The 24965-nt window shown below is 64.0% G+C and carries 26 protein-coding genes; 15 read left to right on the forward strand and 11 right to left on the reverse strand.

Going from position 1 to position 24965, the window contains the following annotated elements:
• The first annotated feature begins 226 nt into the window (after window positions 1-226).
• From flhF to ACFSNN_RS26670, 3 genes are read left to right on the forward strand one after another with little or no spacing between them, the layout of a single operon-like run.
• Entirely contained in the window at window positions 227-2200 is a 1974-nt protein-coding gene (gene flhF / locus ACFSNN_RS26660) for a flagellar biosynthesis protein FlhF (RefSeq protein ID WP_134457558.1), read from the forward strand.
• Complete coding sequence (locus ACFSNN_RS26665) at window positions 2193-3062, forward strand: MinD/ParA family ATP-binding protein (RefSeq protein WP_134457559.1); 870 nt, start codon at window positions 2193-2195, stop codon at window positions 3060-3062. Before flhF ends, ACFSNN_RS26665 begins: the two co-directional genes overlap by 8 nt.
• A gap of 28 nt (window positions 3063-3090) precedes the next feature.
• A complete protein-coding gene (locus tag ACFSNN_RS26670; RefSeq protein ID WP_012434714.1) occupies window positions 3091-3825 on the forward strand; it encodes an RNA polymerase sigma factor FliA in 735 nt (244 codons plus the stop codon).
• A gap of 60 nt (window positions 3826-3885) precedes the next feature.
• Here the strand turns inward: ACFSNN_RS26670 and ACFSNN_RS26675 are convergent, their stop codons facing one another.
• The 5 genes from ACFSNN_RS26675 to flgA all read right to left on the reverse strand — a co-directional run bounded on the left by ACFSNN_RS26675 (window position 3886) and on the right by flgA (window position 7418).
• A complete protein-coding gene (locus tag ACFSNN_RS26675; protein WP_134457560.1) occupies window positions 3886-4296 on the reverse strand; it encodes a type II toxin-antitoxin system HicB family antitoxin in 411 nt (136 codons plus the stop codon).
• Window positions 4293-4475: a type II toxin-antitoxin system HicA family toxin gene (locus tag ACFSNN_RS26680; protein ID WP_134457561.1), complete on the reverse strand. Its 183-nt coding sequence runs from the start codon at window positions 4473-4475 to the stop codon at window positions 4293-4295. Before ACFSNN_RS26680 ends, ACFSNN_RS26675 begins: the two co-directional genes overlap by 4 nt.
• Before the next feature lie 326 nt (window positions 4476-4801).
• Window positions 4802-5248 (reverse strand): flagella synthesis protein FlgN, encoded by a 447-nt coding sequence (locus tag ACFSNN_RS26685; RefSeq protein ID WP_134457562.1) that lies wholly within the window; start codon window positions 5246-5248, stop codon window positions 4802-4804.
• Window positions 5249-5342: 94 nt separating this feature from the next.
• The gene (flgM, locus tag ACFSNN_RS26690) at window positions 5343-5696 is read right to left on the reverse strand and encodes a flagellar biosynthesis anti-sigma factor FlgM (RefSeq protein ID WP_134457563.1); all 354 of its coding nucleotides are present in this window, start codon (window positions 5694-5696) and stop codon (window positions 5343-5345) included.
• 201 nt (window positions 5697-5897) lie between these two features.
• Window positions 5898-7418, reverse strand: a complete 1521-nt coding sequence (gene flgA, locus ACFSNN_RS26695; RefSeq protein ID WP_134457564.1) for a flagellar basal body P-ring formation chaperone FlgA — start codon at window positions 7416-7418, stop codon at window positions 5898-5900.
• Between the two features lie 217 nt (window positions 7419-7635).
• Between flgA and flgB the strand changes: the two genes are divergently transcribed.
• The 12 genes from flgB to flgL all read left to right on the forward strand — a co-directional run bounded on the left by flgB (window position 7636) and on the right by flgL (window position 20060).
• Window positions 7636-8130: a flagellar basal body rod protein FlgB gene (flgB, locus tag ACFSNN_RS26700; protein ID WP_116143690.1), complete on the forward strand. Its 495-nt coding sequence runs from the start codon at window positions 7636-7638 to the stop codon at window positions 8128-8130.
• Window positions 8131-8222: 92 nt separating this feature from the next.
• Window positions 8223-8648: a flagellar basal body rod protein FlgC gene (flgC, locus tag ACFSNN_RS26705; RefSeq protein WP_012434707.1), complete on the forward strand. Its 426-nt coding sequence runs from the start codon at window positions 8223-8225 to the stop codon at window positions 8646-8648.
• 10 nt (window positions 8649-8658) lie between these two features.
• Entirely contained in the window at window positions 8659-9381 is a 723-nt protein-coding gene (gene flgD, locus ACFSNN_RS26710; protein WP_134457565.1) for a flagellar hook assembly protein FlgD, read from the forward strand.
• 43 nt (window positions 9382-9424) lie between these two features.
• Entirely contained in the window at window positions 9425-10936 is a 1512-nt protein-coding gene (locus tag ACFSNN_RS26715) for a flagellar hook protein FlgE (RefSeq protein WP_134457566.1), read from the forward strand.
• A 20-nt stretch (window positions 10937-10956) separates the two neighbouring features.
• Window positions 10957-11715, forward strand: a complete 759-nt coding sequence (gene flgF / locus ACFSNN_RS26720) for a flagellar basal-body rod protein FlgF (protein WP_012434704.1) — start codon at window positions 10957-10959, stop codon at window positions 11713-11715.
• Window positions 11716-11727: 12 nt separating this feature from the next.
• Window positions 11728-12516, forward strand: a complete 789-nt coding sequence (gene flgG, locus ACFSNN_RS26725) for a flagellar basal-body rod protein FlgG (RefSeq protein ID WP_012434703.1) — start codon at window positions 11728-11730, stop codon at window positions 12514-12516.
• A 49-nt stretch (window positions 12517-12565) separates the two neighbouring features.
• Window positions 12566-13264 (forward strand): flagellar basal body L-ring protein FlgH, encoded by a 699-nt coding sequence (gene flgH, locus ACFSNN_RS26730; protein ID WP_041759058.1) that lies wholly within the window; start codon window positions 12566-12568, stop codon window positions 13262-13264.
• Window positions 13265-13266: 2 nt separating this feature from the next.
• Entirely contained in the window at window positions 13267-14454 is a 1188-nt protein-coding gene (locus ACFSNN_RS26735; protein ID WP_134457567.1) for a flagellar basal body P-ring protein FlgI, read from the forward strand.
• A gap of 12 nt (window positions 14455-14466) precedes the next feature.
• A complete protein-coding gene (flgJ, locus tag ACFSNN_RS26740; RefSeq protein WP_134457568.1) occupies window positions 14467-15474 on the forward strand; it encodes a flagellar assembly peptidoglycan hydrolase FlgJ in 1008 nt (335 codons plus the stop codon).
• A gap of 336 nt (window positions 15475-15810) precedes the next feature.
• Window positions 15811-16584, forward strand: a complete 774-nt coding sequence (locus ACFSNN_RS26745) for a flagellar brake protein (protein WP_106303353.1) — start codon at window positions 15811-15813, stop codon at window positions 16582-16584.
• 268 nt (window positions 16585-16852) lie between these two features.
• Window positions 16853-18826, forward strand: coding sequence for a flagellar hook-associated protein FlgK (gene flgK, locus ACFSNN_RS26750; protein ID WP_134457569.1), 1974 nt, complete (start codon window positions 16853-16855; stop codon window positions 18824-18826).
• A gap of 10 nt (window positions 18827-18836) precedes the next feature.
• A complete protein-coding gene (flgL, locus tag ACFSNN_RS26755) occupies window positions 18837-20060 on the forward strand; it encodes a flagellar hook-associated protein FlgL (protein WP_134457570.1) in 1224 nt (407 codons plus the stop codon).
• Between the two features lie 831 nt (window positions 20061-20891).
• Here the strand turns inward: flgL and fliR are convergent.
• From fliR to fliM, 6 genes are all read right to left on the reverse strand, one after another.
• Window positions 20892-21674 carry a flagellar biosynthetic protein FliR gene (gene fliR / locus ACFSNN_RS26760; RefSeq protein ID WP_134457571.1) on the reverse strand — a complete coding sequence of 261 codons (783 nt, stop codon included), beginning with the start codon at window positions 21672-21674 and terminating at the stop codon, window positions 20892-20894.
• 37 nt (window positions 21675-21711) lie between these two features.
• Entirely contained in the window at window positions 21712-21981 is a 270-nt protein-coding gene (gene fliQ, locus ACFSNN_RS26765; RefSeq protein ID WP_011490196.1) for a flagellar biosynthesis protein FliQ, read from the reverse strand.
• 61 nt (window positions 21982-22042) lie between these two features.
• On the reverse strand, window positions 22043-22876 hold the full coding sequence (gene fliP / locus ACFSNN_RS26770; RefSeq protein WP_134457572.1) for a flagellar type III secretion system pore protein FliP: 834 nt from the start codon (window positions 22874-22876) through the stop codon (window positions 22043-22045).
• Complete coding sequence (gene fliO, locus ACFSNN_RS26775) at window positions 22876-23487, reverse strand: flagellar biosynthetic protein FliO (protein WP_208949495.1); 612 nt, start codon at window positions 23485-23487, stop codon at window positions 22876-22878. The genes fliP and fliO overlap by 1 nt, the downstream gene beginning before the upstream one ends.
• Window positions 23484-23948: a flagellar motor switch protein FliN gene (fliN, locus tag ACFSNN_RS26780; RefSeq protein WP_106303379.1), complete on the reverse strand. Its 465-nt coding sequence runs from the start codon at window positions 23946-23948 to the stop codon at window positions 23484-23486. The genes fliO and fliN overlap by 4 nt, the downstream gene beginning before the upstream one ends.
• A complete protein-coding gene (fliM, locus tag ACFSNN_RS26785) occupies window positions 23941-24939 on the reverse strand; it encodes a flagellar motor switch protein FliM (protein ID WP_012434692.1) in 999 nt (332 codons plus the stop codon). Before fliM ends, fliN begins: the two co-directional genes overlap by 8 nt.
• Window positions 24940-24965 lie beyond the last annotated feature (26 nt).

A 24965-nucleotide genomic window follows, 5' to 3' on the forward strand; every position in this document is an offset into this window, starting at 1 on the left:
AAGCAGACGGCGACGTACACGCCGCGTCCGCAAAAGCGCCGTCCGACGCCGCGCGTGTTTCAAACCGGCGTGCGTGTGAATCGAAGCACGTTTCCATCGTCCGAATTGCCCGCGTTTAACGGTCTTTATCCATCGATCGTGCCTCGACGGGTTTCGCAATAATGATCTCAATGGGAAGCGGTATGTTGCCGGTCCGTTAGTCCGTTTACCTCATCGGGGGTCCAGCTTGAACATTCGTAAATTTGTCGGTGCTACCAGTCGTGATGCGCTGCGTCTCGTGCGCGAAGCGTTGGGCGCGGACGCCGTCGTACTGTCCAATCGCACGATGGACGACGGCAGCGTCGAGATCGTCGCACTGGCCGACAGCGACCTCGCCGCCCTCTCGCCGAAAGTCCCGCACGCAGGCGCCGGCGCACCGCAGGCTGGCTCGATGAATACGATGGCTGGACGCCCCGCGCTGACCGCACCGCGCGCCATGCCGGCGGCAGCGCCGATGCAGGCGAATCCGTATGCGAGCGGCATGCCCGATGTGTTCTCGTCGGTGTTCGGCGCAAGCCCCGAAGCCGGTGCGGAGCATCTGGGCAACGGCGCATCCCACACTGATCACACCGACGACGACGCGAGCGACGCATTGGCCGCCGCCCTGAAGCCGGCCGCGAACGCGCCCACGGCGACGTCGGCCGCGCCGGTCAAGGCAGCGGCGCCGATCAAGGCAGCCGCCGCGGTGCCGTCGAAACCGATCGCCCCCGAGCAACCGAGTGCCCGCGCCGCGGCCTCGCGCCTCACCGAAGACATCCGCGCCGATCTGCTCAAAGCGGCCGGCGTGCCGGCAGCGCACACCGCGCCGGGCGTCGCTGCACCAGGCGCCGACGCGCTGGGCGCCGTCGCGCAAACGCCGCGCACGATGGCCGAATCGAATCCCTGGCTGATCGACCACGCGCGCCGCATCGCCGCCGAACAGCAGCAGGAGGGCGCATATAGCGCGCGTCCCGCCGCGATGACGCCGGCGGCCGCAATGGCCAAGGGCCTTGGCGCCGCCGTCGAGCCGGGCAAGCCCGCCGCGCCGCAAGCCGCCGACACGCCCGACTGGGCGCGCGAAGGCGCGCAAGCCGCCGCGCGCCGCGCCGCGCAGAAAAACACACCGGCGCCGTCCTTGAACGACGACGCCCGCACGCCCGCTTCGGTCGCCGAAGCAATCAAGGCGCGCATGGAGCAAGTGGTCAATGACACCGTGATGAGCGAACTGTCGTCGATGCGCGGGATGATGGAAGAACACTTCGCCGGCCTGCTGTGGGGCGAGCGCCAGCGCCGCAACCCGGTGCGCGCGTCGCTCACCAAGCATCTGTTCGCCGCCGGTTTCTCCGCGCAGCTCGTGCAGATGATGGTCGACAACCTGCCGGACGACGTCGAGAACATGGACGGCGGCATGGACTGGGTCCGCTCGGTGCTCGATTCGAACCTGCCAGTGATGGAAGACGAGGACGCGCTGATGGAGCGCGGCGGCGTGTTCGCGCTGATGGGCCCGACGGGCGTCGGCAAGACGACGACCACCGCCAAGCTCGCCGCGCGCTGCGTGATGCGCTTCGGCGCCAGCAAGGTCGCCTTGCTCACCACCGACAGCTACCGCATCGGCGGCCACGAACAACTGCGCATCTTCGGCAAGATTCTCGGCGTCTCGGTGCATGCGGTGAAAGATGGCGCCGATCTGCAACTCGCGCTCTCCGAGCTGCGCAACAAGCACATCGTGCTGATCGACACGATCGGCATGAGCCAGCGTGATCGCCTCGTCTCCGACCAGATCGCAATGCTGTGCCACGCCGGTCAGCCGGTGCAGCGCCTGCTGCTGCTCAACGCGACCAGCCATGGCGACACGCTCAACGAAGTCGTGCAGGCCTATCAGCGCGCGCCGGATCAACAGCCGCTCGCCGGCTGCATTCTGACCAAGCTCGACGAAGCCACCAATCTCGGCGGCGTGCTCGATACGGTGATCCGCTACAAGCTGCCGGTGCACTACGTGTCGACCGGTCAAAAGGTGCCGGAAAACCTGTATGTCGCGACGAAGAAATTCCTGATCAAGAGCACCTTCTGCATACCGCGCGATAACTCGCCATTCGTGCCGCACGACGACGACATTCCGGCGTTGCTGTCCGCATTGTCCGCACGTTCCACGGCCGAATTGCACGAGGTCCGCTTTGGATAAGCTCATCTCCGATCAGGCAGAAGGACTGCGGCGGATGCTGGCTCGCAGCGGCTCGCGTGTGATCGCGGTGACGAGCGGCTCGGCCGGCGTCGGCTCGACCACGACGGTGGTGAATCTCGCCGCCGCACTGACGCAGCAGGGCAAGGACGTGCTGGTGATCGACGAATGCCTCGGCGAGAAGTCGGTGAGCACGATGCTCGGCGGCGTGCGCGGCGCGGGCAATTTCGCCGCCGTGATGCGCGGCGAGATGACGCTCGACGACGCCGCCGCAAGGCACTCGCTGGGCTTCTCGGTGCTGGCCGCCTCGCGTCCGAACCGGGAAGGCCATACGGCCGCGGAGTTCGGCGTGGTGTTGCGCGGTTCCGCCGACGTCGTACTGATCGACGCGGAACTCGATGCGCAAGGTCATCTCTCGGCGCTAGCGAGGCAGGCGCACGACGTGATGATCGTCACGCGCATGGCCGCGCACGCGATCACCGACGCGTACGCATGCATGAAGCGCCTGCACTACGCGCACGCCATCGCGCAGTTCCGCGTGCTGGTGAACCACGTGCAGAGCGTGAACGACGCGCATACCGCGTTTGCAAACCTGGCCGGCGTGGCTGGGCGCTACCTGACGGTGGCGCTGGAAGACGCCGGTTGTATTGCCGCCGATGCGCGGATGGCGCGAGCCCTGGAGTTGTCGCGTTGTGTCGTCGATGCGTTTCCGTCGACACCGGCTGCGCGCGACTTCCGGCACCTCGCCGCCGAGTTGCAGTACTGGCCGATGCGGCCAGCGATGTCGTCGCAAACGCCATGGTTGGCGCCTGCGACAGTTACAGCGGCGCAACACGCCGACCAACCGTCTGCGCAGCACGCCTGAGTGGCGGCACAAGGACAAGGGGAGCACGATGTATAACGCTCAGGGAAAGATTTCCCAAGCCGAAGTTCTGACGAAGTACGCACCGCTGGTGCGTCGCCTCGGCTTGCAGCTCGTCGCCAAGATGCCGGCGAGCGTCGATCTCGACGATCTGATCCAGGCCGGCATGATCGGACTGCTGGACGCGGCAGGCCGCTACAAGGAAGACCAGGGCGCGCAGTTCGAGACTTACGCCAGCCAGCGGATTCGCGGCGCGATGCTCGACGAGTTGCGCAGCAACGACTGGTTGCCGCGCAGCTTGCGGCGCACCTCGCGTGAGGTGGAAACGGCGGTGCATAAGGTTGAGCAGAATCTGGGCCGCTCGGCGAGCGAAACGGAGATTGCCGAGCACCTGCAAATGCCGCTCGACGAGTATCAGTCGATGCTGCAGGATCTGCACGGCAGCCAGCTGATCTATTACGAAGACTTCGACCGTTCGGCGGACGACGAGCCGTTCCTCGACCGCTACTGCGTCGATCACTCCGACCCGCTGTCGGCGCTGCTCGACGACAGCCTGCGCTCGGCGCTGGTGGAGGCGATCGACCGCCTGCCGGACCGCGAGAAGCTGCTGATGTCGCTGTACTACGAACGCGGCATGAACCTGCGCGAAATCGGCGCGGTGATGGAAGTCAGCGAATCGCGCGTCTGCCAGTTGCACAGCCAGGCCGTGGCCCGTCTGCGTACGCGCTTGCGTGAGATGGCCTGGGCGAACGCCGAGGCGACCTGAAGTTCGAGTATTCGATGGCCCTAGGGAGCGGTGAGCGGCGTGTCGCGTAACCGCTTTTTCTTATGCCTCGGCCATTTCATGTTCCGCGGCCAGTGCCAGAAAGGCCGAACGCGACATGCCGCGCGCCTGGGCATAAGTGTCGATCTCCTGGACCAGTGCTTCGGGCAGCGAGATATTGATACGTACCGCCTTCTTCAAGGCGGGAATATTCCGGGTGGCGACAAGTCCCCACGTGAAATCCGCATAGTCGGGATTGCGCCGGTGCTCTTGCAGCGTGCGGCGCGCGGGAATCGGCAAGCCTTCATCGAGCAGCACGTCAAGATGGGCCTCGATTGCCTCCTTGGCGTTCGCGTAGGCTTCTTCCAGCGTATCGCCCGCCGCATAACAGCCCGGAATGTCCGGCACGATGACGCCGAACGCGTGATCCGCGCTCCCCGGTTCGATCGCGATAGGGAAAGTCAGGTTTTTCATTTCAGGCCCGCCTGTTTCAGGATGCTGTTCAACGTGCCGGGCGGAAGATCTTTCTTCGGATGCGGGATGGTCACGAGACCGGTTCTTTCCGCGTGGCGAAAATGATGGTGGCTGCCCGATATGCGAACCACCTGCCAACCCGCCGCTTGAATGAGTTTCACGACCTCGGCACTTTTCATACTGCACTCCTCGAATCATACACACCATTACACAATCTCGCTAGTGGTTAGCACTCCGTTGATGCACGTCCGGATAGCCTTGAAAGGGCTCGGGACAGCGGAGCAACTCAGTAAGAGGGAAGCCATGATTTCAACGCGGCTGGCGATTTCGCGCCACCTGGCCGGATGGCTAACGTGCGCGGGAAGGAGTGCGGCGCGCTCGAAGCAGGGTGCCTGAAAAGCAAAAAGGGCTCGTCAAAAGACGAGCCCTTTTCAATCCATCTGTTTTTCAATCCATCTGAGTCAGCCCGACGCACGCGTCAGGCCAGCGGGTCCAGCGACAATCTTTACACGGCAGGACGCGCGGGAATCCGGCCATCCGGGCCATAGAAGCCGACCTTCTGCGGCACGGCCACCTGCAGCGCCGTCAGCGCCCGCTGGTTGTAGTCCATGCGCACGCGGATCAGTTCACCGTTGCTGGTATTGCAGCGTCGCGCGCGTTCGGCGGCTTTTTGCAGCAGCGACCACTGCTCAGCGACGCGCGCGTCAGTGCTAGCCGCGAGCTCCATGCCGGGCCAGCCGGCGGGAAAGCCCATCTCGGTGAGCAGCCCGTCGCGGGTGGCTTCGAGTTTGGCCAGCTCGCCGATCAGTTCGGTTTTCTTCTCGACGATCGGCGGCAGCAATTCTAGCGGCGACAAGGCAGTCAGCGCCTTGGTCTCGAGCGTGAGAATCGAGGCAAATGCCTCGACGGCCGAATATTCTTCGATGAGGGTGGCAAGCAGGGCGTCTTTCATCTCAACAACTCGCTGAACACGACGGCTCGCGCACGATCCGCGAGCCGGGTTTGTCGAACGCCGCCCGGCACTTCACCGTACTTCGATGCGTCGATCAGTTGCCGGTCGACGAGGTTTTGCTTTGCAACAGCTCGCGTGCGGTGTTCAGCACGCCGTCGGCGATCTTGCCGGAATCGATCTTCAGCGAGCCGTCCTTGATGGCCTGCTTGATCGACTCGACGTGCGCCGTGTCGATGTCGGCCGAGCCGGACGCCGCGAGGCTGCGCAGATGCTGCGACAGACCCGACAGGCTGACGCTGGCGTCGCCCGAACCGCTGGTGGTGCTCTGCGAGGCCGTGCCCGCATTCTGCGCGTTGCTGTTCGCGGTGGTCGCGTCGCTTTGTTGCGAGCGGGACAGGGCGTCTTTCAACGTCGGCAGATTCGAATTGGTTGTGGAATCGACTTTCACGATTGGCTTCCTGAACGATTTGATCCTTATAACGGCTACCGCTGATCAAAACTTTAGCGCAATCGATCAAGGCGTTACCTTTCCTTACATCTCTACCCGGGGCTTTGGCTGGCCTGATTCCGGTGCTGCCTGCCGCGCCGCTCGTGCCCGCCGGAACAGGCGTAGCGCGGGAAACCATCATGGCGTGCGCGCCGTATTGGTTCACAGCTGAATCTCCACGGTCGAGCCGTCTTTCACGATGCCGGAAATGATCTGGCCGTTGGCCGTCTTGACCCGCACCTGCTGGCCCGGCGACGCATTGTTCATCGCGCTGCCTTCCGCCGAAATCGCGAAGCCCTCGCCAGCTGCCACGACCCGCACCGTTTGCCCGATCGATACCGCCGACGCGCTTTTCAGCATGTCGCGGCGCAGCGGCATGCCGCCGGCAACGCGCGTGAGCGTGACCGAGCCGACCGCCTGCGACGGGTCCGTGACGATCGCCTGCGGCAAGCCGGTCAGATCGCCGTCACGCGCGACGAGGTCGGCGGCGGTGAGCACTTCGCCGGGCGCCATGGCACGGGCGGCCAGGTAGTAGGTGGCGTGCAGCGAGATGCGCGCCTGCAGATAAATGGTCCACGGACGCTCGCCCGCGCAGCGCACGCCGACGGTCATGCGGCCCCACAGGCGCGCGCCGCTCGGCATGAACGGTTCGAGCATCGTGCAGTCTGCGAGACCGCGCGGAAACGCCGGCGCCACGGTGATGTCGACCTTGCCGGGCAAGCCGGCGGACTGCTGCTGCAGGAATGCGAGCGCGGCGCTGCGGATCGCCTCCGGATCCTGCTGGCCGGGCAGCGGCGCGGCGGGCGCGAGTGTCGCCGGACGCAGATTCTGTTGCGCGACGGCCGGTGCGACTTGCCGCATGGCGGGCGTGCGGCCGATGGTGGCCGGCGCGGGCGTGGGCACCGCCGTTGCAACCGGCGCGACAGCGGCGCGGGTCACCACCGGCTTGCCGTTCGCGCCCAACTGCGGCGGCTCGCCGCGCGACGCCAGACTGTCGAAGCCTGCCGCCGTGGATGCCCCTGCGGCTGCGTTGAGCGGCGCATTGGCCGCCACCGGCTGAACGCCCGTGGCTTGCCGTGCGCCATTGGCCTGCGACGCGGGCGTCACCACGACCGGAACCACCTGGCGCGAACCCGGCACGACATTGACCCGTGCGACGCCGTCCATGGCGTTCGCATTGGCGCTGCCCGGCGCGGGAATCGTGACGACGCCGTTGGCGTCGGGCCTGAAGCTGGTGCGGATCATTTGCGGCGCGGCTGGCGGTTCGCCCGCGCCCGGAATGACGATCGAGCCACTTGCATTGGCGGCGCGCGTGAATGAATCGGCGTCGCGAGCCGTGGAATTCGGCGTCAGCGACTGCGCGGTGGCTGCGGCCAACGTAGCGGCGGAACCGGCACGCTTGGCCGGCGCGGTTTGCATATGCTCGGCCAGATCGGCGAGCGCGGCCGGATTCTTTTCTCCCGGACCGGGAATCACGATCGGGCCGCCGGCTTCCTGGGCCCGCGTGGTAGCTGGCAGCAACACGATGCCGCCGGCAACCCACACCGCCAGATTCACGACGAGGCGCGTCAGCAGACGCGAGGCCGTGCGCGCCGCACGGCGCGCGACGCCGGCGCCCGCACCCACGCGATGCGCCGCCGCGCAGTTCGCGCGGTGCGTCGGATCGAAGGCGGGCTGGTCCATCGTGTTTCTCCATCGAATGCATCGGTACGCCTTGCATTCTAGTGAGCGCCCCCTTTGCGCAAACGTTGAATAGAAGCCCCCTTTCCCGGTTATTCGTCCGATTGCCGCTTGCGTTCGGCCCATAAGATGCACCTCATGCAAAAAGGTCTTCCCGCCTGGTGCAGTCCTCACGCGAGGCATGCATGGGAAGCCTCGGGAACGTTCTCCGGAGATTCTTATGCTGGACAAACTCGATGCCGAATTCGCCTTTGGCCGTCAGGCGCTCGATGTGCGCGCTTACCGGCAGGAGCTGTTGTCGTCGAATATCGCCAACGCCGATACCCCTGGGTACAAGGCGCGCGACGTCGACTTTGCCTCGTCGCTCGCCGGCGCGCTGAAGAAGAGCGGCGGCGCCACTGGCACCGCGGCGTCGAACAACGCGACGCTGGCGATGACGCAGCCCGCGGGTGTGACGAGCGGCATGTCGATGGTGTCGACGGCGCCGGGCCACATGGCCGGCAAGTCGACGCTGACGCCGACCGGCGGCCCGTCCGACGACTACGGCAACCTGCAATACCGCGTGCCGACCCAGCCCGCGCTCGACGGCAACACGGTCGACATCGACACGGAGCGGGTGCAGTTCGCGGACAACACGCTGCACTTCGAATCGGGCATGACGGTGTTGTCCAGCCAGATCAAAACGATGCTGTCGGCGATCCAGTCGGGCTCGTAAGAAGCCACGCCGACAGACTCAGCAGTACGCAAGAACAATCGCTACGGGATTAACGTGAAGCCGGGTCGAACCGGTAAGAGAGAGGTCGGGAAATGCCATCCCTGATGAACATTTTTGGTGTTGCAGGCTCCGCGATGTCGGCGCAGTCGCAGCGGCTCAACGTGACGGCGTCGAATCTCGCCAACGCGGACAGCACGACCGGCCCGGACGGCCAGCCGTACAAGGCCAAGCAGGTCGTGTTCGCGGTCAGCCCGCTCGGCGGCGCGCGCACGGCTTCGGGCCAGCAGGTCGGCGGCGTGCAGGTCACCGGCGTGGTCGACGACCCGACGCCGATGAAGACGGCGTACGACCCCGGCAATCCGGCCGCCAATTCGGACGGCTACGTCACGTTGCCGAACGTCGATCCGGTGCAGGAGATGGTCAACATGATCTCGGCCTCGCGCTCATATCAGGCCAACGTCGAGACCCTGAACACCGCCAAGACACTGATGCTGAAAACGCTCACGATCGGAACCTGAGGAGAGCTCCTTGACCACCAACACCACCATCGGCGGCAGCGGCACGACAGTGTCGCAAACGCTGCTCGATACGATGAACGGCACGAACAGTGCCTCGAGTTCCACCAGTTCGACGGGCAGCACGTCCGGCACCTCGGCGACCGATCTGCAGAACACGTTTCTGCAACTGCTCGTCGCGCAGTTGAAGAACCAGGACCCGACCAACCCGATGGACAGCTCGCAGATGACCTCGCAGCTGGCGCAGATCAACACGGTCTCGGGCATCAGCCAGTTGAACACGACCCTCAGCTCGCTCGCCACGCAGATGTCGGCGGGCCAGCAGTCGCAAGCAGCGCTGCTGATCGGCTCGACCGTGCTCGCCCCGGGCAGCTCGGTGGCGGTCGCGAGCGGCAAGGCCGGTGCGTTCGGCGTGCAGCTCGCCAACTCGGTGAGCGATCTGCAAGTTGTCGTGAAGAACTCGGCGGGCCAGATCGTCAACACGATCGACCTCGGCAAGCAGTCGGCCGGCACGATTCCGGTGGGCTGGACGCCGACCGACACGACGGGCGCGACGCTGCCCGACGGCAACTACACGATCAGCGCAGTCGGCACGATCAACGGCCAGCAGGCCACGGCCACCACGCTCACGGGCGCCACGGTGCAAAGCGTCGTCATGCAGACCAACGGTACGCCGGGCCTCGTGCTCTCGAACGGCTCGACGGTCGGCTTGACCAGCGTCGCCGCCATCCTCTGATTCAGATTCTGTCAGTTACGACTTTCCAGATACGGAGACCGTCATGGGTTACCAACAAGGTTTGAGTGGTTTGTCGGCATCGTCGAGCGACCTCGACGTGATCGGCAACAACATTGCCAACGCGAATACGGTTGGCTTCAAGAGCGGCGCCGCGCAATTCGCCGACATGTACGCCAATTCCGTGGCGACGGCGGTGGGCAACCAGGTCGGCATCGGCACCAAGCTCGCCGAAGTGCAGCAGCAGTTCTCGCAAGGCACGATCACCAGCACCAACCAGGCGCTCGATGTCGCGATCAACGGCAATGGCTTCTTCCAGCTGTCGAACAACGGCTCGCTGGTGTATTCGCGCAACGGCGTGTTCCAGCTCGACAAGAACGGCAACATCACCAATGCGCAAGGCCTGCAACTGATGGGCTACGCCGCGAACAGCTCGGGCATCATCAACACCGCGCAGACCGTGCCGCTCACCGTGCCGACCGCGAACATCGCGCCGCAAGCCACCACCAAGATCACGGCGGGTCTGAACCTGAACGCGCAGGATCCGCTGATGCTCGGCACGCCGACCGTGACGCCGGCACTCGTCGCCGGCAGCACGCTGACGACGCCCGGCGCAACCATCACCAACACCGCTTCGGGCACGAACAACGACAGCTACACGGTCAACTTCACGAGCCCGACGACCTACACCGTGACCGACACGACGCTCGGTACGACGACCAGCCCCGCGACGTACACGGCGGGCACGGCGATCTCGCTCGGCAACGGTCAGACCATCACGCTCAACGGCACACCGGCGACCGGCGACAGCGTCGCGATCGCGCCGACCCCGGTGGCGTTCAATCAGAACAGCTCGTCGACGTATAACTACTCGACCAGCACGACGGTCTATGACTCGCTCGGCGGCTCGCAGACGGTCAACATGTACTTCGCCAAGACGTCGGCCGGCACGTGGAACGTGTATGCCGGCACCTCGACGGGCACGGCGCAACTGATCGGCCACGCGAACTTCAACTCATCGGGCACTCTGCTCGGCACGACGGACGCAGCCGGTGTCGCCACGACCACGCCGTTTGCCTACAACTTCTCGATTCCGACCACCGACGGTTCGTCGACGCCGCAGAAGCTGACGCTGAACATCGCCGGCACCACGCAGTACGGCGGCAAGGACGGCGTGAACTCGCTGCAGCCCGACGGCTACGCCGCCGGCACGCTGACGAGCTTCACGATCGGCGCGGACGGCACGCTGACCGGCAACTATTCGAACCAGCAAACCGCGGCCCTCGGCCAGATCGTGCTGGCCAACTTCTCGAACCAGAACGGTCTCGTGAACCTGGGCAACAACGAGTTCCAGCAGACCTCGGCTTCGGGCGTCGCGCAGATTTCCGCGCCGGGCTCGACCAACCACGGCGTGCTGCAAGGCGGCGCGGTGGAAAACTCGAACGTCGATCTGACGAGCGAACTGGTGAACCTGATCACCGCGCAACGCAACTATCAAGCGAACGCGCAGACGATCAAGACCCAGCAGACCGTCGACCAGACCCTGATCAACCTGTAAGCGACCGGGACTCACCCACCATGGATCGGCTGATCTACACCGCGATGTCGGGCAGTACGCAGGCGCTCGAACAGCAGGCAATCGTCGCGAACAACCTGGCCAATGCATCGACCACCGGTTTTCGCGCGCAACTGGCGACTTTCCGCGCCGTGCCGATGTCGTTCGGCGACGGCAGTTCGATCAACGACAACACCACGCGCACCTTCGTGCTGTCGTCGACGCCGGGTGCGGACTACACGCCCGGGCCGATCCAGCAGACGGGCAACCCGCTCGACGTGGCGATTCAGGGGCCGGGCTGGCTGGCGGTGCAAACCGCCGACGGCGGCGAAGCCTACACGCGCGCCGGCAATCTGCATGTGGATGAAAACGGCCAGCTGGTGAACGCCACCAATCAGGTGGTGCTCGGCAACGGCGGCCCGGTGTCGGTGCCGCCGGGCGCGGAAATCACCATCGGCAAGGACGGCACGGTGTCCGCGCTGACGCCGGGCGATCCGCCCACCGCGGTGGTGACGGTCGATCAGCTGAAGCTGGTGAATCCGGATCCGCAAACCATGACGCGCGGCGACGACGGCCTGTTTCGTACCGCCGACGGCAATGCCGCCGACGCCGATCCGGCCGTCACGCTCGCGCCGGCCTCGCTCGAAGGCAGCAACGTGAATCCGGTCAGCGCGATGGTCTCGATGATCACCAACGCGCGCCAGTTCCAGATGCAGACCAAGCTGCTGGAAAGCGCCGACAAGAACGATCAGTCCGCCAACCAGCTGCTCAGCTTTAGCTAACAGGGAAGAACCATGAATCGCTCACTCTACATCGCCGCCACCGGCATGAATGCGCAACAGGCGCAGATGGACGTGATCTCGAACAACCTCGCGAACGTCAGCACCAACGGCTTCAAGGGCTCGCGCGCGGTGTTCGAGGATCTGCTGTATCAGACCGTCCGCCAGCCGGGTGCAAACTCGACGCAGAACACCGAATTGCCGTCCGGCATCCAGCTCGGCACGGGTGTGCAGCAGGTCGCCACCGAACGTCTGTACACGCAGGGCAACCTGCAGCAGACCGGCAACTCGAAAGACGTCGCCATCAACGGCCAGGGCTTTTTCCAGGTGCAGATGCCCGACGGCACGACCGCCTACACACGCGACGGTTCGTTCCAGACCAATGCCCAAGGCCAGCTCGTGACGTCGAGCGGTTACCAGGTGATCCCGGCGATCACGATCCCGAACAACGCGACTTCGCTCACCATCGGCAGCGACGGCGTCGTGTCGATCACTGTGGCCGGTTCGACCAACAGCCAGCAGCTCGGCTCGATGCAGATCGCCACGTTCATCAACCCGGCCGGTCTCGATGCGAAGGGTGAAAACCTGTTCGCGGAAACCGCTTCGTCGGGTGCGCCGAACGTCGCGCAGCCGGGCCTGAACGGCGCCGGCACGCTGAATCAGGGCTACGTGGAAGCATCGAACGTGAACGTGGTGCAGGAACTGGTGAACATGATCCAGACGCAACGCGCTTACGAAATCAACAGCAAGGCCGTGACCACGTCCGATCAGATGCTGCAGACCCTGAGCCAGATGCAGGTTTAAAGCTCAAGGGACTGGGAACAAACAGGCAGCAAAACAGGCGGTAATGATGATGTCGCACTTCTCTCGTAATCCGGTTCATTCGCGCACCGCTCAGGCGCTCGTGCAGCTCACGCTGCTCGCGGCCCTGGGTGGCTGCGGCCTCGTGCCGAAGCAGCCCATCACGCAGCAACCGATGACGGCGCTGCCGCCGATGCCGCCGTCGGCGCAGTCGCCGGGCTCGATCTACAACCCGGGTTACGCGGGCCGTCCGTTGTTCGAAGACCAGCGGCCGCGCAATGTCGGCGACATCCTGACGATCGTGATCCAGGAAAACGTCAACGCGACCAAATCCTCGGGCGCGGGCGTCAACCGCAGCGGCAACACCAACTTCGACGTGCCGACCGCCGGCTTTCTCGGCGGCCTGTTCGGCAAGGTGAACCTGAGTGCGAACGGCGCCAACAAGTTCGCGGCGACGGGCGGCGCGAATGCGTCGAACACGTTCAGCGGCGTGATTACCGTCACGGTGACCGGCGTGCTGCCCAACGGCAACCTGATGGTGAGCGGCGAGAAGCAGATGCTGATCAACCAGGGCAATGAATTCGTGCGTTTCTCGGGCGTGGTGAATCCCAACACGATCTCCAACCTGAACGCCGTGTACTCGACCCAGGTGGCCGACGCGAAGATCGAATATTCCGCGAAGGGCTATATCGACGAATCCGAGAACATGGGCTTCCTGCAGCGCTTCTTCCTCAACGTGTCGCCGTGGTGATCATGCGTACCGTTCTCTTCCGTACACGCATCCGCACCCGACTCGCAGGTTTCGGCCGCGCGCTCGCCTTCGTCGCGCTTGCCTGCGCGGCGCTGCCGGCGGCCACGCCTGCCTATGCCGAACGCCTGAAGGACCTCGTGCAGATCCAGGGCGTGCGCGACAATCCGCTGATCGGCTACGGCCTGGTCGTCGGCCTCGACGGCACGGGCGACCAGACTACGCAAACGCCGTTCACCACGCAGACGCTCGCCAACATGCTGGCGAACCTCGGCATCTCGATCAACAACCAGGCGGCGGGTTCGAGCAATTCGCAGTCGTCGCTCTCGAACATCCAGCTGAAGAACGTCGCTGCTGTGATGGTGACGGCGGTGCTGCCGCCGTTCGCGCGACCCGGCGAAGCGATCGACGTGACCGTGTCGTCGCTCGGCAATGCCAAGAGCCTGCGCGGCGGCACGCTGTTGCTCACGCCGCTGAAGGGTGCCGACGGCCAGGTGTATGCGCTCGGCCAGGGCAATCTCGCGGTCGGCGGCGCCGGCGCGAGCGCCAACGGCAGCAAGGTGCAGGTGAACACGCTGGCCGCGGGCCGCATCGCCGGCGGCGCGATCGTCGAACGCGCGGTGCCGACTTCCGTGTCGCAAGCGGGCACCATGCAGCTCGACCTGAACGAGATGGACTACGACACCACGCAACGTGTCGTGGCCGCCGTGAACAACGCGTTCGGCGGCGGCACGGCCACCGCGCTCGACGGCCGCACGATTCAACTGCGCGCGCCGACCGACCCCGAGCAGCAGGTCGCCTTCATGGCGCAATTGCAGAACCTCGACGTCAAGCCGGCGCAAGCCGCCGCGAAGGTGATCCTGAACGCGCGCACCGGCTCGATCGTGATGAACCAGATGGTCACGCTGCAGAACTGCGCGGTGGCGCACGGCAACCTCTCGGTCGTGATCAATACGCAGCCGGTGGTGAGCCAGCCGGGCGCGTTCTCGAACGGCCAGACGGTGGTGGCCAAGCAGTCGCAGATTCAGATGAAGCAGGACAACGGCGCATTGAAGCTGGTGACCGCCGGCGCCAATCTCGCCGAAGTGGTGAAGGCGCTCAACGCATTGGGTGCGACGCCCGCGGATCTGATGTCGATCCTGCAGGCGATGAAGGCGGCGGGCGCTCTGCGCGCCGACCTGGAAATCATCTAAGGAAGACACAGGATGAATTCGGATACGACCAATTCCGCCGCTTCGGCGAACGACCTGACCCAGCGCTTCGCGCTCGACGTGCAGGGCTTCGCGAAGCTGAGCGCGCAGGCCAAGGCATCTCCGCAAGCCGGCATGAAGATGGCCGCGCAGCAGTTCGACGCCGTCTTCACGCAGATGATGCTGAAGAGCATGCGCGACGCGACGCCGCAAGACGGCCCGTTCGATTCGCACGACAGCGCCACCTTCACGTCGATGATGGATCAGCAGTTGTCGCAACAGATGTCGCAAAAGGGCATTGGCGTGGCGGACGCCATGCTCAAGCAGCTGATGCGCAATCAGGGCATGCAGGTAGGCGGCGGTGCGGGCGGGGCAGGCGGCGCGGGTGGCTTGGCCGGCATGGCCAACGCGTTGGGCGGCGGCAGCGGCGGCGATGAAGGCCAGACCGCGGCACTGAACGCGCTCGCCAAAGCGTACGGCAACGCGCAGGCCAACGGCCAACTGGCGATGGGCAAGGGCTACTCGGCCAACAGCGCGCTGACTCCGCCGCTCAAGGGCGACGGCAGCTCGCCGAAGGTCGACGCTTTCGTCGACAAGCTCGCCCAACCGGCGCAGGCCGCCAGCGCGGCGACCGGCATTCCGGCGCGGTTCATCATCGGCCAGGCGGCGCTCGAATCCGGCTGGGGCAAGAGCGAGATCAAGAAGACGGACGGCTCGACCAGCCACAACGTGTTCGGCATCAAGGCGACCAAGGACTGGACCGGCAAGACCGTGTCGACGGTCACGACCGAATACGTGAACGGCAAGCCGCAGCGCGTTGTGGAAAAATTCCGCGCGTACGACTCGTATCAGGAAGCCATGACCGACTACGCGAGCCTGCTCAAGGGCAATCCGCGTTACGCGCAGGTGATCAATTCGGCGCACGACGTGAACGGCTTTGCCAACGGCATGCAGCGCGCCGGTTACGCGACCGACCCGCACTACGCGAAAAAACTGATGTCCATCATGCAGAAGATGGGCTGAGCCGCCGCGAGCGCGGTTCGAATCACCTGATCATTTGATCGAATCAAAAGCATGCACGCGACGGGGCCAGGTGCATAACAAGACGGACGAGGCCGGCCGCCCATGGCGGCCGGTCCACCCGCGAAAGAGACGGCGGGTTTTAACGTTTGCGGCAAATAATTCATGACAGGCCCCTAAATTTTGGCCTGATACTGCCGCTAATCAGTTAGACCCGATACCGGAAAGCGTTGTAATGTCCGGGTGGGATGCGCGTGCTGCGGCTTCGATGAAGACCGCGCGAAAGCCCCGGCAGGAGCTCTGGCACGCGCCCGCAAGAACAAGCATACCGGCAAGCCCATGGATACTACCCAGTCGAACGGCCAGACCGACACACACGGCCAGTTGCACGCTCAGACAGCCGAAGACGGCAACGATTTTGGCCGTCGCAATCCGCTGGAGATCGGCGTTCAGTTGCGCAATCTCGTCAATCGCGGCGATTTCCTCACCGTTCAATATGCCGGCGGACAGCTCGTCACGCGTCTGCTCGAAGTCGACGTGCGCGGGCGCACCTTTACGTTCGATTGGGGCGCCTTGTCCGATCAGAACCGGGGCTTGCTGGGCGCGCCGCGCTGCCAGTTCCACGCGCAGCCGGACGGCGTGCGCGTGGAATTCGCCACCGCCACGCCGCGCGAGACGCGCTTCGAAGGACTGCCTGCGTTCGAGGCCGACTTCCCCGAGGTGCTGTTCTACGTGCAGCGCCGCGAGTACTTCCGCGTCGATGCACCGATTCTCGATCCGTACGTATGTTCCGGCCGTTTGCCCGAAGGCGACACGTTCCGCTTCGAGGTGCACGACCTGTCGCTTGGCGGCGTCGGCATGCGCACCGCCGACGAACGCGTGGCCGAATTGCCGATGGGCACGCGCCTGCTCGATTGCGAGCTGGCGCTCGGTGCGCTCGGCCGGCTCTCGCTCGATCTGCAGCTCGTGTCGCATCGCTCCACGGCGCTGCCGAACGGCACGCAGCGCTTCCAGCTCGGCTTCCGTTTCCTGACGCTGCCTGGCAGCGCGGAAAACACGCTGCAACGTCTGATCACGCAGCTCGAGATGAAGCGCCGTTCGCTGGTGCGCTGATTGAAATGTCGGATTCGCGGTGCGTGGGCGAATTGCTCGCGCATCGTGTGCGCCTGCCGGTTCATCGTCGCTTCCTTGTCACCTGTTTTCCGCACCGGCGCGCCTCATTGCGCGACGAATGACAAGCCCGGCAGGCAAGCCTCGCAAACGTTGAAACAAACGTCGAACACGCATCGGAATGACCTCAATTTTTGTCAGTCGAGGCCGTTAAACAAGATGTTCAAGTAACGCGGCGGCATGTGTACGGTGTCGCCCTTCAGGATGACGCATGTCCAATCTCATCAATCTCGGCCTCAGTGGACTGAACGCAGCCCAGTGGGGACTCACGACGACCGGCCAGAACATCAGCAACGCGTCGACGCCTGGCTACACCATCGAAACGCCGGTGTATGCGGAAAGCGGCGGCCAGTACACGGGTTCGGGCTATCTGCCGCAAGGCGTCTCGACCACGACCGTGACGCGTCAGTACAGCCAGTATCTGACCACTGAGCTGAACAACGCGCAGAGCTCGGGCAGTTCGCTGTCGACGTACAACACGTTGATTTCGCAACTGAACAATCTGATCGGCAGCCCGACCGCCGGGATCGCGAGCGCGATCACCAGCTACTTCACCGGCTTGCAGAACGTCTCGAACAACGCGTCGAGCCTGGCTACGCGCCAGACCGCGATGAGCGGTGCGCAGACGCTGGTGAACCAGATCAACGCCGCGGGTCAGCAGTACGACGCGCTGCGCCAGAGCGTCAACACGCAGCTCACCAACACCGTTTCGCAGATCAACAGCTACACGCAGCAGATCGCGCAGCTGAACGGCCAGATCGCTCAGGCCAGCACGCAAGGCCAGCCGCCGAATCAATTGATGGATCAGCGCGATCTCGCCGTGTCGAATCTGTCGCAACTGATCGGCGTGAATGTGGTGAACAGCAACGGCAGCTACAGCGTCTTCATGAGCAACGGCCAGCCGCTGGTGTCCTCCACCAACAGCTATAACCTGGGCACGGCGCCTTCGACCGGCGACACCAGCGAATTGTCCGTTCAGTATCTCGGCCAGGCGGGTGCGAACCCGGCGGCCGCGCCGCAGAACCTGCCCGACAGCAAGATCGACGGCGGCACGCTCGGCGGTCTGCTCGCGTTCCGCAGCCAGACGCTCGATCCGGGCGAGGCGCAACTCGGCGCGATCGCAGTGAGCTTCTCCGCGCAGGTCAACGCGCAAAACGGGCTGGGCATCACGCTGGCCGGCGCCAAGGGTGGCGCGCTGTTCTCGGTGGGCGGCCCGACTGTTTATGCGAACACGCAGAACACCGGCAACGCGTCGCTGAACGTGTCGTTCGCGAATCCCGCACAGCCGACCACCGGCGACTACACGCTGGCCTACAACGGCACCACGTACACGCTGACCGACAATTCGACGGGCAGCGTAGTGGGTTCGGCGACCAACCTGAGCCAACCGATCAACGGCCTGAATTTCTCGACAACCGGCACGATGAACGCCGGCGACTCGTTCACGGTCGAGCCGACCCGCGGCGCGCTCAACAGCTTCGCGACCGCCACCACCGACGCCTCGGCGATCGCCGCCGCCGCGCCTGTGCTGGGCGCCGCCGCGTCGAGCAACACCGGCACCGGCACGATCACGCAGGGCACGGTAACGGCCGGCTACACCATGCCGAATTCGACCACCACGCTCTCGTACGACGGCACGGGGCTGTCCGGCTTCCCGGTTGGTTCGACAGTGACGGTGGCAGGTTCTCCCGCCACCACGTATTCGATCACCAGCGCGACGACGGTGGTGCCGTATTCGTCGGCAACCGGCGCGACGCTGACGATCAACAACACGACCGCCGGCCAGATGAACAATGTCTCGGTGACGATCAGCGGCGCACCGGCGGCCGGCGACAAGTTCACCATCGGCCCGAACACCGGCGCGACCAACGACGGCCGCAACGCCCTGGCGTTGTCGAATCTGTCCACCGCGAAATCGCTGTCGGGCGGCACGGTCACGCTGACGGGCGCGTATGCGAACTACGTCAACAATATCGGCAACCAGACCAACCAGATTCAAACGTCGAGCACCGCGCAAAGCTCGCTGGTGACGCAGATCACCACTGCACAGCAGTCGGTTTCGGGCGTGAACATCAACGAAGAAGCAGCCAACCTGCTTCAGTATCAGCAGCTGTATCAGGCGAACAGCAAGGTCATCCAGACCGCGCAGACCCTGTTCCAGACGATACTCGGCATCTTCCAGTGAGGCGTTGACAATGCGCATCTCCAGCACGCAGTACTTCAACATGAACGTCGCGACGATGAGCGATCAGCAAGCTCAGTTGTCGCAGTTGTATGCCGAAATTTCGAGCGGCGTGAGCCTTTCCACGCCGTCGGACAATCCGCTCGGCGCGGCGCAGGCCGTGCAGTTGAGCTCGACGGCGACGACCCTGTCGCAATACACGACCAATCAGGGCACCGCGCTCGCCTCGCTGCAACAGGAAGACACCACGCTCGGCAGCGTCAATACCGTGCTGCAAACCATTCATACGCTGGTGCTGCGCGCCGGCGACGGTTCGCTGAACGACGGCGACCGCGGTTCGATCGCGACGCAACTGCAAAGCCTGCGCAGCCAGCTGATGACGCTCGCCAATTCGACCGACCCGCAGGGCAACTACCTGTTCGCCGGTTATCAAAGCAGCGCGCAGCCGTACACCACGAATTCGGCCGGCGTCGTGACCTATTCCGGCGACACCGGCACGCCCGGCGTGCAGGTTACGGATTCGCACGTGGTGCAGACCGGCGACAACGGCATTGCGATCTTCGGCAGCGTTGCGCCTATCGGCACTAGCGCCGTGCCGGCCGCGACGACCGGCAACACCGGCACGGGCGTGATCAGCCAGGTAAGCCTGACCAATCCCACCGATCCGACCAACGCCGACAAGTTTTCGATCAACTTCTCGTCGGCGACCACTTATACCGTGAGCCAGACCGATCCGGCTACCGGCGCGGTGACCACGAGCGCGCCGCAAGCGTTCACGGCCGGTTCGGCGATCACGCTCGGCGGCCAGTCGGTGTCGATCACCGGCGCGCCGAACGCGGGCGACAGCTTCACGGTGACACCGGCGACGCAAGGCAGCATGGATGTGTTCGCCAACCTGAGCCAGCTGATCACCACTTTGCAAACACCGGTATCGGGCGGCGCGTCGACGGCGAGCTTCCAGAGCGCGCTGACCACCAGCATGACCCAACTCGAGAACACGATGAACAACGTCGTGACGGCGCAAGCGGCCGTGGGCGGTCGCGAGCAGGAAGTGCAGGCATTGCAGACGGTCACGCAGACCAACACGCTGCAGACGTCGAGCAATCTTGCGGATCTGACGCAGACCGACATGGTCAAGACGATCGGCAAGTACACGATGACGCAGGCTGCACTGCAAGCGGCGCAGCAGGCGTTCGCGAAGATTCAGAATATCTCGCTGTTTCAGTACTTGAGCTGATAGCGCACGTAGTTTGAAACGCGGAAGGGCGGAAACCGGTTTGAGTCGGGTCCGCCCTTTTTCTTTTTCTTTTTCGATGAACGGCGCGGTCGATGCAAGATGCTAAAAGCTTCCCGAGGCATGATCAGTCGCATACAGCGCGACCGTCGAGATCGAGATGCCGAAGCACCAGACAGCCCATTTCAAGGTGGACCAGCGGTTCCATGCAGCTGCATTGATCAGACCCAGGAGCACCGCCGGCCCTATTAGATATGCGAGAAGAAGCGCAGCGTCCCGCAACGAGACTGCACATTTGCCGAGTTCATGGCATTGAGCGATGGGCTCACCGGAGAGATGTGACCAGTGAGTGTGACTGAATGCGTACAAACATGCCCATGTCAGAAATAGACCGCAGACGGAACCGGCCAATGAGACACTAAAGCGCTTCACTTAATCTCCCAGAACAAGATTGATCTTGAACTCCGCAGACCGGAGTAACTCATCTCTGCAACTACGGTTGCCCTTGCCGAAACCGATTTCGACGAAAAGCGAAGAGATTAGGTATCCGATCAGTCCGAAAAGATGACTATTTTTGTAACGATTTGTCGATGTTTGATGCTGAGCCAAACAGGCAACGGAGACGGTTGATTTCTGTCGGACGCGTGGAAGTCGCGACCTGAGGCGACAACCTATTCCGCTAGTGCGGACACAAATCCAGCACTGTACGCAAAGCAAGCCGCTTCACTTCGGATCGTGCGCAAGAAAATGCCCGCGCGGAGCGGGCATATAGAGTGACGACTCGCTGCAACGTGTCGATGCAAAGGCCGCGTCGGCGCCTGAGTCCAACGCTTTCTATCTAAACCCCGCCGCCACACGCCCCATCTGATCGATACCAACCTCGAACAGCCGCGTGAAGAACGGAATCATATTCGGGACCATCAGTTGCAGAAGCAGCATGCCGATCAGCATGGTCAGCGGGAAGCCGATCTGGAACACGCCGATCTGTGGCGCGGCGCGATTCAGAATGCCTAGCGAGAGATTGGTAATGAGGAGCGCGGCGACCACCGGCAGCGACAACAGCAACCCGGCCGAAAACACCGTACTGCCGAAGTTCGCCAGCGTGCGCCAGCCGGGCGCGCCGAGAATGTTCGCCGACACCGGCACCGACTGGAACGTGGCGAGCAGCGCGCTGATCATCTGCAAATGGCCGTCGATCACCAGAAACACCAGCATGGCGATGGTGTTCATGTAGCTCGACAGCACCTGACTCGAACTGGCCGCCTGCGCATCGAAGAAGGTTGCAAAGCCGAGACCCATGCCGAGGCCGACAAAGTCGCCGGTCGCGCTGATCGCCTGAAACACGATCTGCATGGTCATTCCGAGCGCGATGCCGATCAGGAACTGGTTGACGATGATCCACACGCCTTCGGCCGAAAACACCGTGACTTGCGGCAGCGCACCGAGCGTGGGCGCGACGATGATCGTGATAAAGGCCGCGAGGCCGATCTTCACGCGGATCGGCAGCGAGCGGTTGCCGAGCACCGGCGCGGTGGCGACCAGCGCGAGGATGCGCACGAACGGCCACAGGAACGCGGTGAGCCAGGCGTTCAGTTGCGCGTAGGTGACGGAAAACATCGTGGCTCGGAAGGGAAGATGAAAACCGGCGCGCCGCTCAGTTGACGAGCGTCGGAATGTTGGTGAGCGTCTGACGCAGATAGTCGAGCATGGTCGTGAGCATCCACGGACCGGCGATCACCATCGTGACGGCGATCGCGAGCAGTTTCGGAATGAACGACAGCGTGCTTTCGTTGATCTGCGTGGCGGCCTGGAACAGGCTTACCACCAGGCCGACCACCAGCGCGACCAGCAGCAACGGCGCGGCGAGCAGCAGGCCGACATACATGGCCTGGTGCGCGAGCGTCATGACGGATTCTTGATTCATGGCGATGGGACCGAAAGCGTGAAGGGCGCGGGCGCGACTAAAACCGCGGTAAAAAAACGCGTTAAACGAAGCTCTGTGCGAGCGAGCCGAGCAGCAACTGCCAGCCGTCCACCAGCACGAACAGCATCAACTTGAACGGCAGCGAAATGGTCGCGGGCGACACCATCATCATACCCATCGACATCAGCACGCTCGCCACCACCATGTCGATGATGAGGAACGGAATGAAAATCGTGAAGCCGATCTGGAAGCCGGTTTTCAGCTCGCTCGTCACGAACGAGGGCACCAGCAGCGACAGCGGCACGTCTTCCGGACCTTGCATCGGCGCGGCGTGCGAAATCCGCGCGAACAACGCGAGATCGCTTTCGCGAGTCTGGCGAAGCATGAACGTCTTGAACGGCGCGAGGCCGCGGTTGACGGCGGTCTCCATCGGGATCGTGCCGTCGGAGAATGGCTTGTAGCCGTCGGTATAGGCCTTGTCGAGCACCGGCGACATCACGAACAGCGTAAGGAACAGCGCGAGTCCGACGAGTACCTGATTAGGCGGCGTCGTGGTCGTGCCGAGCGCCTGGCGTAGCAGCGAGAGCACGATGATGATGCGCGTGAAGCTGGTCATCATCAGCACCATCGCCGGCAGGAACGACAGCATCGTGAGCAGCAGCATCGTCTGCACGCTCAGCGAGTAGGTCGTGCCGCCGTTCGGGCCGGGGCTCGTGTTAAAGGCCGGCAGGCCCGCAGTCTGCGCGAACGACAGGGTCGGCAGTGCGAGCATCAACGCCGCCAGTGCGAACGGGGTGACAGGCGCCACGCGGCGCATGGCCGAAATCACTTTCAAAAGGGTGCTGGACATGCGAGCGGATTGCGCGTGACGCGCCGAAGAGAGACTGAACTGCATTACCGAACCCCGCCGCCTTGCCCGTTGAAACGTTTGCCCACTTCGCCTTTTAAAGCGTCGCGAAAACGTTGACCGAAGGTGCCCGGCAGTGCCGTGCCGGCAGCAGGCGCGCTTGCGGGGCCGGCCTGCGTGGCGCCGAGCGGATCGACGGCGGCCGAGCCTGCCGGCATCGTGTGAAGCAGACGGACATTGCCGGGCGCCGTGCCGAGCACGAGCCACATATCGCCGATTTCGACCACCGCGACCCGCTCCTTGCCGCCGAGCGAGGCGCCGCCGATGGTCTTCACGAGACCGCCGCGGTTCGCCGGCTGCAAGCCGAAGCGGCGCGCGAGCCACGCGCAACCGAACACCAGACCGATCACGACCAGCAGCCCGACAACGGTTTGCAATACCGCGCCGACGCCGAGCGCCGGAACAGCAGAACCCGCGCCGACGCCCGAGGCGATCTTCGCCGCGTTGTTGACCGCGTTCATGTCCGCCGCGAGAGCGGCCGAAGGTGCGAGCAGCGTGAAGATCGATGCAGTGAAGCATGCGGCCACGACGACATTCGCCGCCCGTGCAGCGCGATTCAGAACAGTGCGCGACACGGCGCGACCGGCGACGCGATTCATCGATTCAATTTCCGGATACGTTCGGACGGCGTAATGATGTCGGTCAGACGGATACCGAACTTGTCGTTCACCACCACCACTTCGCCCTGCGCGATCAGGCAGCCGTTCACCAGCACGTCCATCGGTTCGCCGGCCATGCCGTCCAGTTCCACCACCGAACCCTGCGCGAGTTGCAGCAGGTTGCGGATCGCGATCTTGGTGCGGCCGAGCTCGACGGTCATCTGAACAGGAATGTCCAGGATCATATCGATGTCGTTGCGCGTCGTGGTCGGCTCGACCTTCGACAGCGGCTGGAACACGCCGGCCGTCGTCGCGCTGACTTCCGAATTGTCGTTCTGCTCGGCCAGCGCGCTGGCCCAGTCCGCCATCGCCGCTTCGTCTTCGGCGGCGGCTGCGTCGGCGGCAAATTGCGGCGCGCCAGCGGCCAGTTCGGCCTCAGTCTTTGCGTTCAGGTCACTCATATCCACCTTCCTTCATCGTTTCGGCTGCGCTGATCATTTTCTGGACCCGCAACGCATACTGACCATTGAAAATTCCGTAGCCGCATTCCATCACCGGCACACCGTCGACTTTCGCCGTGATGTGTTCGGGGATGTTGATCGGCAGAACATCGCCTTTGCGCATGTTCAGGATCTGTTCGAACGTGACCGGCACCTGCGCGAGGTCGGCGGTCAGTTCCACTTCTGCTGCCTGCACCTGCTGCGACAGCACGCGGACCCAGCGGCGGTCGACTTCGAGCGCCTCGCCCTGGATCGGCGACGAGAGGATGTCGCGGATCGGTTCGATCATCGAGTACGGCATGCAGATATGCAGCGTGCCGCCCGTCGTGCCGAACTCGATCGAGAACTGCGTGACGATGACGATTTCGTTCGGCGTCGCCACGTTGGCGAACTGCGTGTGCATTTCCGAGCGCACGTATTCGAACTGCAGCGGGCGCACGCTTTTCCATGACGCCGTGTAGTTGTCGAACACCAGGTTCAGCAGCTTGTTGATGATGCGCTGCTCGGTCTGCGTAAAGTCGCGCCCTTCGACACGGGTATGGAAACGCCCGTCGCCGCCAAACAGGTTATCGACCACGAAGAACACCAGGTTCGGATCGAACACGAACAGCGAGGTGCCGCGCAACGGCTTCACGTGGACCAGGTTCAGGTTGGTCGGGATCGGCAGGTTGCGGGTGAATTCGCTGTACTTCTGCACCTTCACCGGGCCGACGGAGATTTCCGCCGAGCGCCGCATGAAGTTGAAAATGCCCACGCGCAACAAGCGCGCGAAACGGTCGTTGATGATTTCGAGGCCGGGCATCCGGCCACGGACGATGCGTTCCTGCGTCGCGATGTTGTAGGGCCGTACGCCTACACGGTCGCTTTGCTCGGCTTCCGAATCGGTTTCGCCGGTTACGCCCTTGAGGAGGGCATCGACCTCCTCCTGGGACATGAACTCTTCGTGGCCCATTCCTTATTCCTCGTGCGTCCCGTGGC

Origin of the sequence: Paraburkholderia dipogonis, assembly GCF_042680985.1 — a bacterium.
Lineage (GTDB): Bacteria > Pseudomonadota > Gammaproteobacteria > Burkholderiales > Burkholderiaceae > Paraburkholderia > Paraburkholderia phytofirmans.

Bases quoted from the DNA above. Each gene is read 5' to 3' on its own strand.
- ACFSNN_RS26735 (WP_134457567.1), top strand. From the start codon at position 13,267: ATGCGTACCGTTCTCTTCCGTACACGCATCCGCACCCGACTCGCAGGT.
- fliR (WP_134457571.1), bottom strand. From the start codon at position 21,674: ATGTTTTCCGTCACCTACGCGCAACTGAACGCCTGGCTCACCGCGTTC.
- fliP (WP_134457572.1), bottom strand. From the start codon at position 22,876: ATGCAGTTCAGTCTCTCTTCGGCGCGTCACGCGCAATCCGCTCGCATG.
- flgG (WP_012434703.1), top strand. From the start codon at position 11,728: ATGAATCGCTCACTCTACATCGCCGCCACCGGCATGAATGCGCAACAG.
- flgJ (WP_134457568.1), top strand. From the start codon at position 14,467: ATGAATTCGGATACGACCAATTCCGCCGCTTCGGCGAACGACCTGACC.
- ACFSNN_RS26670 (WP_012434714.1), top strand. From the start codon at position 3,091: ATGTATAACGCTCAGGGAAAGATTTCCCAAGCCGAAGTTCTGACGAAG.
- flgB (WP_116143690.1), top strand. From the start codon at position 7,636: ATGCTGGACAAACTCGATGCCGAATTCGCCTTTGGCCGTCAGGCGCTC.
- flgF (WP_012434704.1), top strand. From the start codon at position 10,957: ATGGATCGGCTGATCTACACCGCGATGTCGGGCAGTACGCAGGCGCTC.
- ACFSNN_RS26715 (WP_134457566.1), top strand. From the start codon at position 9,425: ATGGGTTACCAACAAGGTTTGAGTGGTTTGTCGGCATCGTCGAGCGAC.
- flgK (WP_134457569.1), top strand. From the start codon at position 16,853: ATGTCCAATCTCATCAATCTCGGCCTCAGTGGACTGAACGCAGCCCAG.
- ACFSNN_RS26680 (WP_134457561.1), bottom strand. From the start codon at position 4,475: ATGAAAAGTGCCGAGGTCGTGAAACTCATTCAAGCGGCGGGTTGGCAG.
- fliQ (WP_011490196.1), bottom strand. From the start codon at position 21,981: ATGAATCAAGAATCCGTCATGACGCTCGCGCACCAGGCCATGTATGTC.
- flgC (WP_012434707.1), top strand. From the start codon at position 8,223: ATGCCATCCCTGATGAACATTTTTGGTGTTGCAGGCTCCGCGATGTCG.
- ACFSNN_RS26685 (WP_134457562.1), bottom strand. From the start codon at position 5,248: ATGAAAGACGCCCTGCTTGCCACCCTCATCGAAGAATATTCGGCCGTC.
- ACFSNN_RS26745 (WP_106303353.1), top strand. From the start codon at position 15,811: ATGGATACTACCCAGTCGAACGGCCAGACCGACACACACGGCCAGTTG.
- fliN (WP_106303379.1), bottom strand. From the start codon at position 23,948: ATGAGTGACCTGAACGCAAAGACTGAGGCCGAACTGGCCGCTGGCGCG.
- ACFSNN_RS26675 (WP_134457560.1), bottom strand. From the start codon at position 4,296: ATGAAAAACCTGACTTTCCCTATCGCGATCGAACCGGGGAGCGCGGAT.
- fliO (WP_208949495.1), bottom strand. From the start codon at position 23,487: ATGAATCGCGTCGCCGGTCGCGCCGTGTCGCGCACTGTTCTGAATCGC.
- flgA (WP_134457564.1), bottom strand. From the start codon at position 7,418: ATGGACCAGCCCGCCTTCGATCCGACGCACCGCGCGAACTGCGCGGCG.
- flgH (WP_041759058.1), top strand. From the start codon at position 12,566: ATGTCGCACTTCTCTCGTAATCCGGTTCATTCGCGCACCGCTCAGGCG.
- flgL (WP_134457570.1), top strand. From the start codon at position 18,837: ATGCGCATCTCCAGCACGCAGTACTTCAACATGAACGTCGCGACGATG.
- fliM (WP_012434692.1), bottom strand. From the start codon at position 24,939: ATGGGCCACGAAGAGTTCATGTCCCAGGAGGAGGTCGATGCCCTCCTC.